The sequence below is a fragment of the Microcoleus sp. A003_D6 genome, assembly GCF_036702825.1.
In the GTDB taxonomy this organism is placed as follows: Bacteria; Cyanobacteriota; Cyanobacteriia; order Cyanobacteriales; family Microcoleaceae; genus Microcoleus.
Window position 1 is genome coordinate 33,215 of record NZ_JAUBWA010000049.1, and the last position, 16,284, is coordinate 49,498.

Genomic DNA, 16,284 nt, shown 5'->3' on the forward strand with positions numbered 1-16,284 from the left:
GAGGGACTAGAAACAGGTTATGGCCTTGAGTTCTTCGATTTGTTGGCAAACACTGTAGCTGTTGCGACGCTACCTGGAAGTTATTTGCGATTTAATTGAGCGATCGCAACCGATCGCAATTGAACTCACCCTCGAATTGCTGTTGCCCCACCCGTTTGATATAATATTGTTACTAGATTGTAGAATAGCAATCAAAAAAAAAGAGATAATTATGACCGTCGAACAAGCCATTTTGGAAAATGTGAAAGTCTTATCGCCAGACCAGCAACAAGAAGTATTAGCCTTTATCAAATTCTTGCAGTCCGATAAAGGGGAACATATCTATAAAGGACGCTTCAAAGAACTCCAGCAAGAAATTCGTCTGGGAATGGATGCTGCCGAACGAGGTGAAGTAATTGATGCTGAAGATAGGTTTCGGAGTTTGCGCTTAAAGCTACAACGCTGATAAGATATAAAATATTAGGAGTTAATGCAGCCAACCATGAGTACAGCAGCCCTAACTACAAAACAGTACATTGAAGAACGGGAAGATTGCTACCGAATTGTCGGGAAGCGCGTTTCTCTCGATTCAATTATTTATGCTTTCCTGGCAGGACAATCACCTGAAAGCATGGTTCAGTCATTCCCAGCACTGACACTAGAAGAAGTTTATGGAGCGATTACCTTTTACTTGGCTAATCGCACAGCTATTAATGCTTATTTATCCGAGGGAGAACAACTATTTGAAACATTGAGACAGCAGGCAAGGGAAAACAACTCGTTGCTTTATCAAAAGTTTTACACTCAGACTAGCCCGCAATAAAAAATAGTTTCCAAGCAGATGCCGATCTCAATCAAGCGATTGTAACAGGAGTTATGAGACGCGAGGCAACTGTTGATTTTCAAACATCAAACGCATCGCTTTTAAGTGGCTTGACAGATTTAGAAGTTCTAAGTTTTGCAGCACAAGAAAATAGAATTCTCGTCTCCCACGACCAAAGAACCATGCCGAGATATTTTGCAGAATTTATTTCTACTCAAACAAGTTCGGGTGTAATTATAGTGTTGCAAAGTTTTCCTGTTAGCGAAGCGATCGACAATTTAATCAAAATATGGCAGACATCCGAATCAGAAGACTGGGTGAACCGCATTGTCTACTTACCTCTGTGATTCCAGCTACGGGAGATACAATTGTACGAAAATCACCAGGAACTATCAATAGTTTTGTGAATGGCTAGGAAAATCAACAAGCAAAATGATTCAATCCATACCAAAAATATCCATCAAACCTGGATATCGCGCCCAGTCAGATGATAAAACACCTGAAGCTGATGCAATTGATTTTTACCTACTGCGGCAACTCACCAATTCCCAACGGTGGCAAATGGCGGCAAAATTAAATCGTTGGGCAAAAACTGTTAGCTTGCGCGGGATGAAAAAAGCTTGTCCCTCAACCTACAAAGAGCGATTTGCCCGATCGATCTTACGTAGCAAATGGCTACCAATTTTAACCCCCACCAGTGACTCATCTATGTGGACGCAAGACCCCAGCCACATCGCCCGACTGCTGCACCCAATTTTTGAAACATTAGGTATCTCTTATTATATTACAGGAGGAGTTGCCGCTTCCGTCTATGGTGACCCCAGAACAACACGCGATTTAGATTTAGTAATTGACTCGATCCGGGACAATATTGATCGATTAGTTGCAGCACTAGAAACCGCTGGTTTTTACTGCCCTCCCGGTTCAGTAGAAGATATTCAACAGGGCAGAGGAATGGTGTTGAGCGTCACTCACATGACCTCAGTATTGAACGCTGATATTGTGCTGAATTCTCAGACTGAATTCGATCGCTCAAAAATGGCAAGACGACGATTAGAAGCGCTTGACGAAGCTGGTGTAGAACAATTTTGGGTTGCTTCTCCTGAAGATATTGTGTTGGCAAAACTGCTCTGGCGGCAACAGTCTCAGTCTCAAAAACAATGGAATGATGTTTTGGGAATTCTGAAAGTCCAATCTGAGAATTTGGATCGGGGTTACTTAACAGAGTGGGCCCAAAAATTGGGGTTGATTGATGATTTGAACCTAGCTTTTACTGAATCAGGGATTTGATGCGATCGCAATTCGCGCACGCAGTGCGATGGAAGATATTGTGTTGGCATTTCACGAGCCTGCAATGCGGCAATACACAGATTTTGCAGCCTCTTCGCAGCGCTCATTTAACTTAACTCCAGCGGTGAAAAATTGACTGGCAAACCATCCTGAAATACCAGCAATTCTCCAGGTTTAATTTGCGTCCAAACTTCGTTATCAGTCAGCGGAAAAGTGGCAATAACAGCCACGCGATCGTCGTCCTTTGTCAGTTCCCGGAAATCGACTGTTACATCTTCGTCGATCGAGTGAGCGCTAGCAAAAGGTGCTTGTCGCACAATATAATGCAGATTTGTAGAACAATGCACAAACAAATGTTCTCCATCGGAAAGTAAATAGTTAAAAATTCCGTACTCTGCCAAAGTTTTAGTAATTTTATTCAAAATCGCGTAAATTTCCGTCAAATCAGGCTTATTTTGAGGGAAACTTTCTCGCAACATTTCTAATATCAAACAAAAAGCTTTTTCGCTGTCTGTTTTGCCAACAGGTTTGTAAACTCCGGCACATTCTGGATGAAAATTTTCCAGATTTCCGTTGTGAGCGAACACCCAATAGCGCCCCCAAAGTTCCCGAATAAAAGGGTGGCAGTTTTCCAGAGCAATTTCGCCTTGGGTAGCTTTGCGGATGTGAGCAATGACGTTAGTTGAGTGAATGGGATAGCGACGCACTACTTCAGCAACCGGAGAAGCAATCGCAGGTTTAGAGTCTATAAAAAGGCGGCATCCCAAACCTTCAAAGAAAGCAATTCCCCAACCGTCTTGATGAACGTCCGTTTTGCCGCCTCTTGCAGAAAAACCCTCAAAAGAAAAGCAAATATCTGTCGGAACATTGCAGTTCATTCCCAGTAATTGGCACATAGCTTTTAAATTTGTCGAGTTTGAATGGATGTCGCAGCTATTGGCAGCTACAAATTGGCGATGATAGTATTATAGTATTAAGCTGTTACGCATTTAAAATAGTATTGTAGGGTGCCACGGCTCCTTTCTCGTTTCCCTTGTAAGCGTAAGTGTTCTAGCTGACGCACCCTACAGGCTACAAATTGGCGATGATAGTATTATAGTATTAACGGGTTAAATAAGTTAAAGACTCTTAATGTTTTTGCTTGGTCAACCGTAATGATACTGAAGTTAAAAAAGTTGGCGATCGCTAAAAAAATCGTGTTTCCCTGCGAACTATGTTAACCTATAACTCGCTCGCACTGTTTACCGTGCAGACAGCGAGTATAAAGTGTTAGCCGATATCCGGGAAGGAATTGATAGCGCTTTGATGATTTTGCAGCACCGTTTGAAGGCCCATAATAACCAGCAGGCAATTCAAATCATCAAAAATTATGGATAGATTAGTTTCCTTAAATGCTCTTGGGACTGAATCAGGTGTTTATGAATCGTACTGCAAAAGGCGATCGATGCTTTATAAAAAGCTAAGCACTGGTGTATTTTGGCATCGATGGCATCCGCACCCAACATCATCACTATTACTACACTATTACTACTTAGTTATATGAGCGAGAGCGAGATATTTGGATTCAAATCAAAGACAAGGGGACAGGAATGTCTGAGGAAATAATATCGCAGATTTTTGACTTTTCATTCACTGCAAAAGCTATTGGAAAAGGAACGGGAACCGGATTGTCAATCAGCAGTCACATAGTTGAAGAAACCCAGGGCGGAAGTTTGACTGGTTCGTCAGTTTTGAGAGAAGAAACGGAATTTACGATCGCCCTTCATCTCGAATAGTGCCTGAAGCGTAGCTATCTCGTAGGGAATCACGCTTTTTCTCGCTTTTTTAGATAAATCCTCACCAAGTATAAATAACATGAAAAATCACAAGTGCGATCGACAAATTTGGAAAATCCTTAGCAGCTTAATACTAGGATTCGGATTGCAGGCATTATTCAGCATTCCAGCCTTAGCAGAAATGACCGATCCTGAAACAACAGCAAATAGTGCAAATTCCGCAGATCCCGTTAATGAATGGTATCAATTACCCGCACCGACAAATAATCTACCGGATAATTTCGATCGTCATCCCGATCGAGAATCAGTCGCAAATTCTCACAATGTAGATGAAAGTTCACCGATAAACCCCACATTGGAGCCGCCCCTACCTATAGCGAGTGAGATAGAAACTCACATATCCGAAGCCAGCGAAACGCAGCCCGCAGAAATACCTCCGTTAATTGAAGAAAATAAATTAGCAAATCCCCCATTAACTTACCCTGCTGAAAACTCAATAGAACAAGTTACATCAGTTTCCCAACTCAGCGACGTACAGCCCACAGACTGGGCATTTCAAGCACTGCAATCCTTAGTAGAAAGATACGGCTGCATAGCTGGATACCCCGACGGAACCTATCGCGGAAACCGCGCCCTTACCCGCTATGAATTTGCTGCCGGAGTCAATGCTTGTTTAGATAAAATACGCGAGTCGATCGCCAAATCAACTGAAAGTCTAGCTAAGCGAGACGACTTAATAAAACTGCAAAAGTTACAAGAAGAGTTTGCTGCGGAAATTGCCACAATGCGAGGCAGAGTGGATGTACTAGAAGCGCGAACTAGCGAACTAGAAGCCAATCAATTTTCGACCACAACTAAACTGTCAGGATTCACCGTTTTTGGAATACAAGGGCGCACACCCAACCGTGCAGATCGCGCTCCCAGAGACGGCAAAAGAGATACCAAAGACCCCGGTACAAATGTCAATACAATCAACCTAAATCAATTCTACTTAACCACTCAATTTAGTCCTCGCAGTAACTTATTAATCGGTTTTTACAACCAGAACGGAGGCACTTCTCCCCAACTAACCGAAGACGTAAACCTTGCTTATAATTTAGGCGAAACTTCTGGATTAACTATCAGCGACCTCAACTACCGCCTTCTTGTCAGCGACAAATTGGCAGTGTTTGCAGGGACAGCAGGAGTTAACATGATAACTGCTTTTCGAGGGCCGAATCGGGCTGAAAGTGCAGCTTCCGGCCCCCTTTCTGCGTTCGCCCAAAGAAACCCAATTTTGAACACTGGTTTAGGTTTAGGCGGCATCGGCATTGACTGGCAATTTGCGAATCGAGCCAGTTTGCAAGCCGTTTATTCAACTAACGTTTCTGGATTTTTTGTCAGTTCTAACGGGTCTAAAGGACACAATACATTGGGTGTAGAACTAACTCTTACACCAGCCGATCCAGTTGATTTTACTGTCTATTATGTTAACGATTATTCGCCGGACGGTAATCTGATTAGTTTGGCAGGTGATAGCCAATTGACGGCTATCAACTCTAACACAAATAAGTCCGCTTCTCTGCGAACAAATGCAGTGGGAGCAAGTTTAAATTGGCGCATTTCCTCGCGAGTTTCTCTGGGAGGTTGGGCTGGTTATACTAATTCTCGCATTCCGGGTAAATCTGGTACGGTAGCAACTACAAATTATATGGTTTTTGTAAATTTCCCAGATTTGTTTAAAGCCGGAAATTTAGGAGGAATTTATATCGGGCAACCGCCTAAAATTGTCAGCAGCAATTTACCTACAGGTAATAACGTTCCTGATTTTTTAGATACGGGTTTAGGGCGATCGGGCGGGCAACCCGGAACGACTACTCATGTAGAGGTATTCTACCGCTGGCAGGTGAATGATAATATCAGCGTCACCCCTGGATTGATCTTGATTTTTCAACCTGGTCACACTCCCGATAGCGACCCGATCGCAGTTGGTGTACTGAGAACTTCATTTTCTTTTTAAGAGTCTAATGCTGTGAGGGCGGGTTTAGTAGATCGATCGCGAATTCCAAACAATTTTGGTGAACCCGCCCCGGAGGAACGACCCACAAGAAAATTTAATTTTGTCAAAGAGGCATCCTGCCCGTTAAGCGAGAAAGAGGTTCTTCGGTAAGCAGACAGTGATTAAAACCCCAGCGGGATCTCCTAAGATTTTTTCTCAGTAAAAACCCGCTATCTTTACTGCAACTTTACATTTAGTAGTAATTTCCCCGTTTTTATCTTTTTTTCCTACATACAAATACCTAATTATTAAGTTTAAAAAAATACGCATAAACACGCTTGAAACATAAGTTTTCCTAACTTAATCTATTATCAGGAGCATTACTAATAGTTCTTTAAGTTTAGGTTTAGATAAATATGATTAAATCAACGGGCTATCTTGGGTTTCTGGGCTTTGCTGTAATTTCTGCTATGACTGCCTATCCGTGTCAGGCACAAACGACTGTAAAATCCCGGATAAATGTAACTGAAACACAGGATATCACAAGTACCGAGTCACCAAATGTTGCTAACACTTCTGCGAGCGATCTGGGGAAAAATCCTAACATTTCTAAATCTTTTACCGTCTCAGAATTGAATAGCACATCTCCTAACTCTAGTCCTCCTATAACAACTCCTCAAAATCAATCTGCACGCACAAATCCATTAGGATGTCGATTTTTCACTACTCCTTCAATGCAGCAATAAATTTTCCTGCACCTCTGGATAAATAGAATATCATGGCTGAATAGAGGGCGATCGCTTCCTAGCATCATCCTCTATTTATTTGTGTTGTGCGATCGTACTTCCGAAGAACATTAGAACCCGTAAAAAAGATGTATGAAATAAAGTGTGGTTTAAATATTATCGGGGAAAATCCGAAAGTTGTTTGATATCTCTCAAAACAATTTGAGGCTTCCCTTTGTACTGTTCTACCTTCCCGCTAATATAAACGTAGCCGCGTCCTTGACCAGCATAACGCTTGTCAATCAGCCGCTTTAAAGGTGCCATCGTCTCAGTTTCAGCATCCGGTATCCACAAATCTAATTTATGATAAACTGAACCAGCATAAATCAGAGCATTATTGCCTATCCATTTATTAATTCCCGCCTGCAAATCGCAGAAAATAGTAATAGATTTAGCTGTCTCGGAAGCAGCCAATATTTTTGGATAATCCAACCTCAAGGAAAACGCTCCTCCCGTTGCTTCCGACAAGCGAAATTCTTCAACAATTGAGGCGCGCATCGACCACCAAGGTAACAAATTAGCATAGTTGCGAGAGGGAATTTTTGCATTTGTGTTCGGATTCCAAATCACCAGATTGTATGCTTTGGCTACAGCTTCAGCATCAGTCATTTGGCGGTGATACAATCTGGATCGCCCGTATTTCACAAAGTAGGGACTCCAGCCTTCTGCAATCAGTTTAAGATTGTAATTTTCTCCCTCTTTATGCACGTAACAGAGGAGGCGGCCGTAGTTATCGCGGTGTTTTTCCACCGCAATTTCTATCGGGTCATCTGTATCAAATTCTATGTCAACTGTAGCAAGTCCGCCCTCTGCTGTCGCGAAGTATTTTTTAGCCATTTCTGAAGCTGCTTTCCCCGCCGCAGTTACAGGTTTGGAGCCTCCAGAATGACTTTCTTCTGTATCGACGCAAATCAGTCGCAGAGACTCGGTTTTGCCCTTGAGAGAAATTTTGATACTGTCGCCATCAACTACTTGAGTTACTTGCAGGTTCGGAATTCTGGTTGCCATATTTTGAACCCTGTTGCATTTGAGATTTCATGCAGGTATCGGTTGAATTATACACGAGTTCGCTATCAATAGCAACTGTAATTTTTGTTTTTTGTATTAATATTTGCCAAGTGTCGCATATTTTATCAAATCGGGGAAAAAATCCCGAAAATCCGATTCTAAGCGCTGATAGTTAGCTGTCAAATCTTCTATGCCGCTTGCCAAGTTATTTGTCCGCTTAATGCGGGCAGACATTCTTGTAAGAGTGATGCCGATTTCGGCAATTTCCTGATAAGATGAAAGCAAGTCGCGGGCAATTATTGTTGGCAGCACGCGCTGGAGAGATTCAGGCAATATATCGCGGTTGTCTTGCAGGACTTTATAGACATGGCGAGAAAAATCGGGAAGCGGAATTTCTGAATATTCCAGCCAATTTTTAGCCAAGAAGTGGTCGTAAAACACGTCAATCAAAACTCCAGCAAACCTGCGTCTATCGGCGCAAACAAGGCTTTTACTCGATCGCACTATTGGGTGAGAGTCCGTGTAGCTATCCACTTTGCGGTGCAAATCGATGCCTTTTCTAATTTCATCGGGATAAAGGTTGACGGCAGAACCTTTGACAAAATCTCCTAAGAGGTTGCCAATGAGGGATTCTGGCGTGCCTTTTGATAAGAATAGATGAGCCAAATAATTCATTAGCTACACAACTGCATAACCTGTATGAGGTCTGACATCTGCGGGATGAAAACCTAAAACAATGGAATCCTTGGAAATTCCAGCAGCTACAAGTTCTTTCGTAACCCCGTATTCTGTCTCATCTCGCTGTACCCAAATTTTATCATCAATAATATCTATATGAACCAAACAGCCGTGAATTCGTTTGGCTTTATCCCAGCCTAAAGTAACTAGCAGGTAACAATCTGATTTTTCATCAAACACGGCTTTACAAATTATATCGCCATGAGAGTAAGGGATTTTCGTGTAAGGTTCGAGAACTGTTTTAATGGTGGTTCTAAAGTTAGCTAAAGTATCCATTTTACGATCGCCTCTTGATTTGGGTCGAATACAATCAGCTTGAGCTTTTCATCTTCAATCATTAATTGACCGATCGGTTCTTCAAATATCGATTGATTCTTGATGGCAAGCAACAGGAGCTTAAATCTTTCATACATAATTTGCTAAAGTGCGAGCGCCTACATCTCTCGACGGAACGCTCTAATAGCTTCCCCAGCATCAGTTTCCGCCATCAAAATACAGCGTTTCATCAAATCGAGATCGAGGTTATTGAGTCCGGGTAGCTGACTGCGATCGCTCTTTTCATAGCTACCGTCATGGAGATGATATATATTCAGTAATCCATCTTCCCAAAACCAAACCTCTGGAACACCCAAAGCTTTATAGCGGTCTAAATTACTGATTCCTCCACTGGTAAAGACAACTTCGATAGATAAATCGGGAATTGGTTTTACACTCTCAATGTAGTAGGATTCGTCTGCTTGCACAGAGACAACTCCCGATCTTTCCTGCGTCATTGCCCCTGTGGGCTTGAAGAAAATTCCCTGTTCTACGAGAAAAGTAGTCACTAAGTAACCGATAACATGAGCAAAAGTTTCGTGGTCTTCTCCAGGCATCAGAATCTCGATCGTCCCATCATAGTAAAATAGTCGCACTCTAGGGGAGCCTTCAAAGCCTTTTTGGATAAATTTAAACCGTTCCCACATTCCATGATGAACAATTCGCCGATCTGTGGTTTTGCTAAGTAGTGGAGCCATCGCGCTCAGATCCAGTCCAGAAGTTATCTTGATTGTAGCTTGTATTTTTAACGAATGCGAATCTCTCCCTCTTTAGCATAGATAACAGCTTGCATAGGAGCAAGAAAATCCATCCCTAGCAGACCGTCTACAAAAGTGGTCGCAGGTAACGTGTAGGCAACTATAGGAAAATTTTCTAAACGCTCGCCCAAGCAATTAAACTAAGGCACAGCTAATACTGGTGCTTCCACAATACCGCCACCTGCTGATGTCCTAATTCTGCGTAGAGGATTTTGGATATCGCAACCAAGAGCTTCTAATATATTTACCCGCAAAACGGTATAAGTTGACCCTGTATCAACTAATAATCTGAATTGTCTGACAGTATTACTTGTGCTAGAGGCAGCAGCTTTTAATACGAGTAAATTTCCGTAACGCGAGCACCGATAAAGTCTTTGCAAAGTCACGATAGCACCGAATATTCATCAGGAATAGGGCCAGTATATTCTATAGAAATTGACCGGACATCTTTAAAATTTGTCAAAGCTCGATCGATTTCCTCTCGCTGCGGTGAGTGAGCTAAAACTTCACCGCGAATCACATTCCATAAATCGTCTGATTCAGTATCAGCAATTAGCACCCACTCGCGGGGATAGCGATCGCGTATTTCTGCCGCAGTCAAGATTTCCCCTGTGGGTTTGTAATCCGACCCATTGTTATTTTGAATCAGAACTTGAGAAGGCAGGTCGGTTTCTGCTTGAGTAATTTCTGCATTTAAGAGTTGCCAAAGTCGGCGTTTTTCTTCGAGTGGGAGGGAGGCGATCGCATCTAGCAGGACTTGAAAAGGAATTTGCAACTGTACAGTTTCTGGGAGCATGGCCTGTCTCAAGGGATGTTAATGAACCAAGGTTATCAATCTGGGGGAAGCGACAAATCTTCAACTTTTAAACTCCTAATCTGTTCGCGAATCACATCGGTTTTTGTTCTACCGCTGTTCGCGCAATAAGCTTCTAGCCGAAGCATTTCTACTTCAGGCAGTCGGATGGTTAGAACTTTAACATTTTTACTCATACTGCAATTATACTAAAAAATGCAGTACAATTATAGCAGATAAATGCGCCTTGGCAGAATGTTGCCGCACCATGCCAAGACGACTTCCCCGAAGTTGAACGTCCAACAAAGGAGCAATTTAATTATGATTCAAGATCCAGAAAAAGAACCAGAACGCTGGGACGAGCCGATTTTAGCGGATAACCCCAAGCAAGCGAAACAGGAGTGCCAAAAACGAGCCGATCGCTACCGGGTTGAATTAGAATCTGTAACTCAACCCCGAAAAGTTGAAAATCGCCCTCAAGTCTACCGTTGCAACTACAAGGAGAAAGAGTAATGGCTGTTCTGGAATGTGTAAAACCGGGTGCTAAACTCGGTCAAATTATTCTTGCCGTCGATCTTACTGTTGCCGGTGCTGTCGATCGCATTTTAGCAAAAATTCAAGACTTAGGATATGACCCAGAAATCCGTCATGTCAACTATCCGTCAGGAGTTCACGTCTTAGCAATTCTCAAAGACGAACAGCATTCTGAAGCAGTTGATGATGACTACTTTTTAGAGGATTGGCTACAGGTAAGGTCGCAAATTAACCCAGATGCGGTTCATCTGTGGCGAGGCAAATAAGCTGTTTTTGCTATAACCGTGAATCTTGGATAGCACAAGAGCGATCGCCTAACTGTAGTATGCGGGCGATCGCATCACAAATTTATTTCAGAAGTAGTGTTGCGGCCTATTGAGAGCTATGGTATGACTTACCACTCTTATTGAGAATGACACCGCAGAAAGTTATGTAGTTTTGCTACTTCCATTATAGCTGATATCTTGCACCCTTCTCAATTACCTGTTTAGGAACGGGCAAGATGCCCGTTCCACAAAGAGTGAATTTTCTTGTGGAACGGGCATCTTGCCCGTTCTTGAGAATAGTGCAACATCTCAATTATACCGAACAATTAAATCACAGATGAACGCTAATGTAATTATATCTGCGTTCATCTGTGTTTATCTGCCTACATCTGCGGTTACAAAATACCCCTACGATTCCCCTCGCAACTTATCCAAAACAGTCCGGTCTTCCAAAGTCGAAGTATCCCCAGAAACCTCTTCTCCCGCAGCTAAAGAACGCAGCAAACGCCGCATAATCTTCCCGCTGCGAGTCTTCGGCAAAGCATCAGTAAATCGAATTTCTCCCGGACGGGCGATCGCCCCAATTTCCTTAACAACGTGCTGCTTCAATTCCTTAGCCAATTCATCGCTAGGTTGCTGCGAGTTGTCCAGCGTGACAAAAGCCACAATTTCCTCACCTTTAATCTCATCCGGTTTGCCAACAACCGCAGCTTCCGCCACCGCTGGATGCGATACCAAAGCCGACTCGACTTCCATCGTGCCGAGTCGGTGTCCGGCCACATTAATTACATCGTCAACGCGGCCCATTACCCAGAAATAACCGTCTTCATCCCTGTGCGCGCCGTCCCCTGCAAAGTACACAAATTCCCCATCTTTCGGGTGCAAATATTCCCAATAAGTGCGGCGGAAGCGATCGGCATCGTTGTAAAGCGTCCGCATCATTCCCGGCCAAGGATGTTTCACGACTAAATAACCGCCGCTTTCGTTAGTTACAGGTTCGCCATCTTGGTCAACAACATCAGCCACAATTCCGGGGAACGGTAGGGTTGCAGAACCGGGTTTTGTAGGAATTGCACCGGGCAAAGCGGTAATCATAATTCCCCCGGTTTCTGTTTGCCACCAAGTATCGACGATCGGGCAATTCGAGTTTCCAATTACGCGCTGATACCACATCCAAGCTTCAGGATTGATCGGTTCGCCGACAGTTCCTAACAATCGTAAAGATGACAAATCTCTGGCATTTGGCAATTGTTCGCCCATTTTCATAAAGGTGCGAATTGCGGTGGGTGCAGTATAGAAAACTGTGACGCCGTATTTTTCAATTACATCCCAAAAACAGCCGGGATTAGAAGCGCGGGGAGCACCTTCATACATTAAAGTTGTCGCACCGTTGGACAGCGGCCCGTAGACTATGTAACTGTGTCCGGTAATCCAGCCGACATCAGCAGTACACCAGTAAACATCGGTATCTTGGAGGTCGAATATCCACTTGGTTGTCATGTGGGTATAAAGGTTGTAACCGCCCGTTGTATGGACGACTCCTTTGGGTTTTCCGGTACTGCCAGAAGTGTAAAGAATGAACAGCATATCTTCGCTATCCATCGGTTCTGCCGGACAATTTGCCGAGGCATCTTTTTGCAATTCGTGCCACCAAATATCGCGCCCAGGTTCCATGTCAATTTGCTGTTTGGTGCGCTGAACTACGAGAACGTTGGTAACGCTTGGTACGGCATTATTTGCTAGTGCTTTGTCTACTTGTGCTTTGAGGCCAACTGCTGCATCTTTGCGGAAGCCTCCGTCAGCGGTGATGACGAGTTTTGCTTCGCCGTCGTTAAGCCGATCGCGCAAAGCTTCTGCACTAAATCCACCAAACACAACGCTGTGCACTGCACCGATTCTGGCGCAGGCTAGCATGGCGATCGCAGCTTCGGGAATCATCGGCATATAAATGCCGACGCGATCGCCCTTTTGGACTCCCAATTGTTTGATGACATTGGCCATTTGGCAGACTTCGCGGTGGAGTTGCGCGTAGGTGAGGGTGCGGGAGTCTCCGGGTTCCCCTTCCCAAATCAGGGCGGCTTTATTTTTGCGCCAAGTGGTTAAGTGGCGATCGAGACAATTGTAAGAAATGTTAATTTTGCCATTGACAAACCATTTGGCAAAAGGCGGTTGCCAGTCGAGCACGGTATCCCAGTTTTGGAACCAGTGCAATTCTTGGGCGGCGAGTTGTGCCCAGAATGCTTGGGGGTCAGCTTTGGCTTTGTCGTAGAGGGCTTGGTATTCTTCTAGGCTTTTGATGTGAGCTTTTTGGGAGAATTCAGCGGGCGGCTGAAATAGACGTTTTTCATGGAGAATTGATTCGATCGTATCTTGTGACATCGCTGTTAGTTTTTAGTTCAGTTACTCTTTTTAGCTATTGTGTACATAAATTGGGGCAAAAGTATGTTTATTTTCCTTAAGACGTTGGGAAATTTTGTAAGTATTGGGGATGTGTTAGAAATTATTACAGTGGTAAATGCTCAATTTTATCTTGGTACTCATCATCAAACGATCCTTGATAAATCAAAATCAGTTCGTCAATATTTTGACCAATACTCATCTTGGAGTTCAGGATAAATATTCCTGGAACATGGCGATTTTGCTCTATGTGATCTGTTAAATGAACTGGCATAGAGCGACGGTTGTTGGTGACAAGAATGAAGTTGTGGATTTCGCCCCAAATAAGAATTTCTGGATCGAGAGTACCTTTGGAAGGTGCTGTTAGTTCTCCCACTGCTAGAACAACCAAATCAGGATTGCGCCTGCGAATTTGGTTAGCATAGGCAGGATCGACATTTTCATCAAATAGATACTGGATTCCCATCAGCTTTTCTCATTGCATCTCTTGCTGCTCTCAGTTTGCGGATTTTTTTAGCCGCTGGAGAAGGATTGCGACGTTGTTCTTCTCGCATTTTCTCGCCCCATTCCAGCCATTCAGTTATGTATTTACCGACTGCTTCTTTGTTGTGCAGGTAGTACAAGATGGTGGCATAAACCTGTTCGAGGGTGAGCGATGTATAAATGTTGGCGATTTCTTCGGGAGTTCGAGCGCGAAACAGGTATTCGTAAAGAATGGTTTCGATGCCGATGCGAGAACCTTTGAGCCGAATATCGTCAGGTCTGAGGAAGTTGAAATAGTCTTCTAGTTGCATGGCTTGTTCGGGGTGATATCTGGTATGATTATATCATATCAATTATATACAGTTGAATGGATAAGCTATCGCACAAAAGCCATGACCCCAAATTTAGAAGCCAGCCAACTTTCGCTAAATGACGTTCGCCGCCTGTTCAAACTCGAAAGACAAACAGGAGGCTCTTTTACTGATTTTTTCCCTCTGGAACCTCTGACGGATTTTGAACAGCAGGAATTATTGCAAATCAGCAATGACTTTTGGCGCTATCTAGAAGCAGGGAAAGTTTCTGAAGAATTGGTTAAGTTTTTATCACTGTCGCCGTTGATGAGATTGACGGGATTTTTTAAAGTTCCTGTTGTGCTGACAATGGAAGATAGCATCCCCATCGAGGTTGAGGACGGGGATATTTTAATTAAAGGGCGGTTGGATATTCTAGCCGTAAATCAGCCGGATGCAGAGCTCGCGGCTGCACAGTTTTGGATTTTGGTCGTGGAGGCGAAAAATAGTGCGATCGCCCCTTTGGTCGGTTTGCCGCAATTGCTGACTTATGCTTATAAGAGTTTGCAGCAGCAATCGTCTGTTTGGGGATTGACGACGAATGGGGAAAGTTATCGGTTTGTGCGGGTGACGCGGGGGAATCCTTGCACTTATCAGATTTTACCGGAATTGAACTTGATTGACCGAGAGCGATCGCTCTTATTGGCGCAAGTGTTGAAAGCGATTTGCAAGTTGCAGAACTTGCAGTTGCAAATCGCATAAAAAGTGTTATATTTCTAACGTCCTGACCGCATCTTTGTTGCTACCGCATCCCCATATTCGCCCATCCACTCCTGCTTCGGATTCACGTCAAAAAGTAAAGATTCTACCAGACCGACAGCTATGTTTTTGCGCTGAAAATACTGCTTGCGTTTGAGCCGTAATTCTCGCTGAAAATCACAGTAAACATCGAGTGAATCGTTTGTCACTTCCGCTATTTTTATGTTAAGGGTACGGGCAACTTTCCGCCGTCGCTGCAAATGTATTTCCAAAAGTTTATTCTGAGTAATACCAGGGTGGCTCATCCACAAAATTTGGGGGTGACGGATGATAAAATTTCGACCAAATAGCAAACCGCTTAGTTTTCTATCGCTACTAGATAATGAGTAACCGCTATCAAAAACACTCATTATCGTGGATATGATTGGCATGGATTTTGTATGCAAACAGATCTGACTCACTTCAGCCCAGCACTGATGTTGCGGATGAAGAAATATCCTAGCGAAACTCACTTGTTGGGTGGAAATTTTGAAATCGATAATTTTGAAATCGATAATTTTGACAAAACCTATAGATTCTATATCCTCTGTATATCGCTGAAGCGATTCGACATCTAGCTGCGGAAATTCATAGGGATCTGCCAGTATAAACTCTTGTTCTTTTGATAAGTCTTGAAGGACTAAAGGTTTCAAAAACAGCAACACTGACAGAACAAAGGTAATGAACCAACTCACCACAGCCACTAAAACACCGATCGACCAGTCTGGTAGCGCTAAATTCGTGAAAATTGCAGTTAGGTAATACTTGAGAAATGGCGTTAAAAACCAGCAAAATATGAATATAATTGCAAAGACAATAATCTTTTTCACCTTCAATATCCTCACACTTGAATAAAAAAAGTTGTAAGAGCGATCGCTCTCCTGGTTTACGCAGTTTAGATAATTTAGCAAAATAGCGATTATCTACTCATTTACAATAATATTAATGTCGGAGGTTCCTGATGTCAAGATTGGTAATTTTTTTTGTAAGACTGCACTGACAGAGCGCAAACTTTTACATCCGGAGATTGTATATTTTCCTCTTCATCTAATTAAGTGTCTTCTTTACCTGCAACTGCATGGCATTCATATTCTAAAATCATCTCCCTAATTTCCGCGGCTTGAATTGACTTATGTTATCATAGTAGGTCGGTTCTGCGCGAGTTTTGCGATCGTCAAAAATTCTTGCAAGGGTTTTGTATTAGACCTCTTGCAAAAATAGCTGGGACGGGCAAGATGCCCATCCCACAAAAAGTTTTTTTCTTGTGGAATGGG

The 16,284-nt window shown here is 43.1% G+C and carries 21 protein-coding genes; 9 read left to right on the plus strand and 12 right to left on the minus strand.

What is annotated here, in order from left to right:
* Nucleotides 1-61 precede the first annotated feature (61 nt).
* The 4 genes from QUB70_RS15395 (at nt 62) to QUB70_RS15410 (ending at nt 2,092) form a co-directional block, all read left to right on the plus strand.
* Nucleotides 62-445, plus strand: a complete 384-nt coding sequence (locus QUB70_RS15395) for a hypothetical protein (protein ID WP_332981603.1) — start codon at nt 62-64, stop codon at nt 443-445.
* Nucleotides 446-481: 36 nt separating this feature from the next.
* Complete coding sequence (locus QUB70_RS15400) at nt 482-802, plus strand: DUF433 domain-containing protein (protein WP_332981605.1); 321 nt, start codon at nt 482-484, stop codon at nt 800-802.
* Complete coding sequence (locus QUB70_RS15405) at nt 799-1,149, plus strand: DUF5615 family PIN-like protein (protein WP_332981633.1); 351 nt, start codon at nt 799-801, stop codon at nt 1,147-1,149. Before QUB70_RS15400 ends, QUB70_RS15405 begins: the two co-directional genes overlap by 4 nt.
* 85 nt (nt 1,150-1,234) lie before the next feature.
* Nucleotides 1,235-2,092, plus strand: coding sequence for a hypothetical protein (locus QUB70_RS15410; protein ID WP_332981606.1), 858 nt, complete (start codon nt 1,235-1,237; stop codon nt 2,090-2,092).
* A 107-nt stretch (nt 2,093-2,199) separates the two neighbouring features.
* Here the strand turns inward: QUB70_RS15410 and QUB70_RS15415 are convergent, their stop codons facing one another.
* Complete coding sequence (locus QUB70_RS15415) at nt 2,200-2,988, minus strand: class II glutamine amidotransferase (RefSeq protein WP_332981608.1); 789 nt, start codon at nt 2,986-2,988, stop codon at nt 2,200-2,202.
* Nucleotides 2,989-3,648: 660 nt separating this feature from the next.
* Between QUB70_RS15415 and QUB70_RS15420 the strand changes: the two genes are divergently transcribed.
* Both QUB70_RS15420 and QUB70_RS15425 read left to right on the plus strand, forming a co-directional pair.
* Nucleotides 3,649-3,867: an ATP-binding protein gene (locus tag QUB70_RS15420; RefSeq protein ID WP_332981636.1), complete on the plus strand. Its 219-nt coding sequence runs from the start codon at nt 3,649-3,651 to the stop codon at nt 3,865-3,867.
* A 79-nt stretch (nt 3,868-3,946) separates the two neighbouring features.
* Entirely contained in the window at nt 3,947-5,866 is a 1,920-nt protein-coding gene (locus tag QUB70_RS15425) for an iron uptake porin (protein ID WP_332981610.1), read from the plus strand.
* 881 nt (nt 5,867-6,747) lie between these two features.
* On the opposite strand, the gene QUB70_RS15430 is transcribed toward QUB70_RS15425, so the two are convergent.
* From QUB70_RS15430 to QUB70_RS15460, 7 genes are all read right to left on the minus strand, one after another.
* Nucleotides 6,748-7,638 (minus strand): thermonuclease family protein, encoded by an 891-nt coding sequence (locus QUB70_RS15430; protein WP_332981612.1) that lies wholly within the window; start codon nt 7,636-7,638, stop codon nt 6,748-6,750.
* Between the two features lie 96 nt (nt 7,639-7,734).
* Nucleotides 7,735-8,313 (minus strand): acyl carrier protein phosphodiesterase, encoded by a 579-nt coding sequence (locus QUB70_RS15435; protein ID WP_332981614.1) that lies wholly within the window; start codon nt 8,311-8,313, stop codon nt 7,735-7,737.
* Between the two features lie 3 nt (nt 8,314-8,316).
* Nucleotides 8,317-8,652 (minus strand): XisI protein, encoded by a 336-nt coding sequence (locus QUB70_RS15440; RefSeq protein ID WP_190740648.1) that lies wholly within the window; start codon nt 8,650-8,652, stop codon nt 8,317-8,319.
* Nucleotides 8,640-8,789 (minus strand): hypothetical protein, encoded by a 150-nt coding sequence (locus QUB70_RS15445; RefSeq protein WP_332981616.1) that lies wholly within the window; start codon nt 8,787-8,789, stop codon nt 8,640-8,642. The genes QUB70_RS15440 and QUB70_RS15445 overlap by 13 nt, the downstream gene beginning before the upstream one ends.
* A 21-nt stretch (nt 8,790-8,810) precedes the next feature.
* Nucleotides 8,811-9,389 (minus strand): Uma2 family endonuclease, encoded by a 579-nt coding sequence (locus QUB70_RS15450; protein ID WP_332981617.1) that lies wholly within the window; start codon nt 9,387-9,389, stop codon nt 8,811-8,813.
* A 442-nt stretch (nt 9,390-9,831) separates the two neighbouring features.
* Complete coding sequence (locus tag QUB70_RS15455) at nt 9,832-10,245, minus strand: hypothetical protein (RefSeq protein WP_332981620.1); 414 nt, start codon at nt 10,243-10,245, stop codon at nt 9,832-9,834.
* 35 nt (nt 10,246-10,280) lie between these two features.
* Nucleotides 10,281-10,439, minus strand: a complete 159-nt coding sequence (locus QUB70_RS15460) for a hypothetical protein (protein WP_332981621.1) — start codon at nt 10,437-10,439, stop codon at nt 10,281-10,283.
* Nucleotides 10,440-10,563: 124 nt separating this feature from the next.
* On the opposite strand from QUB70_RS15460, the gene QUB70_RS15465 reads away from it, so the two are divergent.
* Together QUB70_RS15465 and QUB70_RS15470 are read left to right on the plus strand one after the other, a co-directional pair.
* On the plus strand, nt 10,564-10,755 hold the full coding sequence (locus tag QUB70_RS15465; RefSeq protein WP_332952377.1) for a hypothetical protein: 192 nt from the start codon (nt 10,564-10,566) through the stop codon (nt 10,753-10,755).
* A complete protein-coding gene (locus tag QUB70_RS15470) occupies nt 10,755-11,042 on the plus strand; it encodes a hypothetical protein (RefSeq protein WP_332981622.1) in 288 nt (95 codons plus the stop codon). The genes QUB70_RS15465 and QUB70_RS15470 overlap by 1 nt, the downstream gene beginning before the upstream one ends.
* Nucleotides 11,043-11,450: 408 nt before the next feature.
* Here the strand turns inward: QUB70_RS15470 and acs are convergent, their stop codons facing one another.
* The 3 genes from acs to QUB70_RS15485 form a co-directional block, all read right to left on the minus strand.
* Complete coding sequence (gene acs / locus QUB70_RS15475; RefSeq protein WP_332981624.1) at nt 11,451-13,421, minus strand: acetate--CoA ligase; 1,971 nt, start codon at nt 13,419-13,421, stop codon at nt 11,451-11,453.
* A 124-nt stretch (nt 13,422-13,545) separates the two neighbouring features.
* Entirely contained in the window at nt 13,546-13,905 is a 360-nt protein-coding gene (locus QUB70_RS15480) for a DUF5615 family PIN-like protein (RefSeq protein ID WP_332981626.1), read from the minus strand.
* Nucleotides 13,883-14,233: a DUF433 domain-containing protein gene (locus QUB70_RS15485; RefSeq protein ID WP_332981627.1), complete on the minus strand. Its 351-nt coding sequence runs from the start codon at nt 14,231-14,233 to the stop codon at nt 13,883-13,885. The genes QUB70_RS15480 and QUB70_RS15485 overlap by 23 nt, the downstream gene beginning before the upstream one ends.
* A gap of 81 nt (nt 14,234-14,314) precedes the next feature.
* On the opposite strand from QUB70_RS15485, the gene QUB70_RS15490 reads away from it, so the two are divergent.
* Entirely contained in the window at nt 14,315-14,974 is a 660-nt protein-coding gene (locus QUB70_RS15490) for a restriction endonuclease subunit R (RefSeq protein ID WP_332981628.1), read from the plus strand.
* Between the two features lie 14 nt (nt 14,975-14,988).
* On the opposite strand, the gene QUB70_RS15495 is transcribed toward QUB70_RS15490, so the two are convergent.
* The gene (locus QUB70_RS15495) at nt 14,989-15,840 is read right to left on the minus strand and encodes a hypothetical protein (protein ID WP_332981630.1); all 852 of its coding nucleotides are present in this window, start codon (nt 15,838-15,840) and stop codon (nt 14,989-14,991) included.
* Nucleotides 15,841-16,284: the final 444 nt, after the last annotated feature.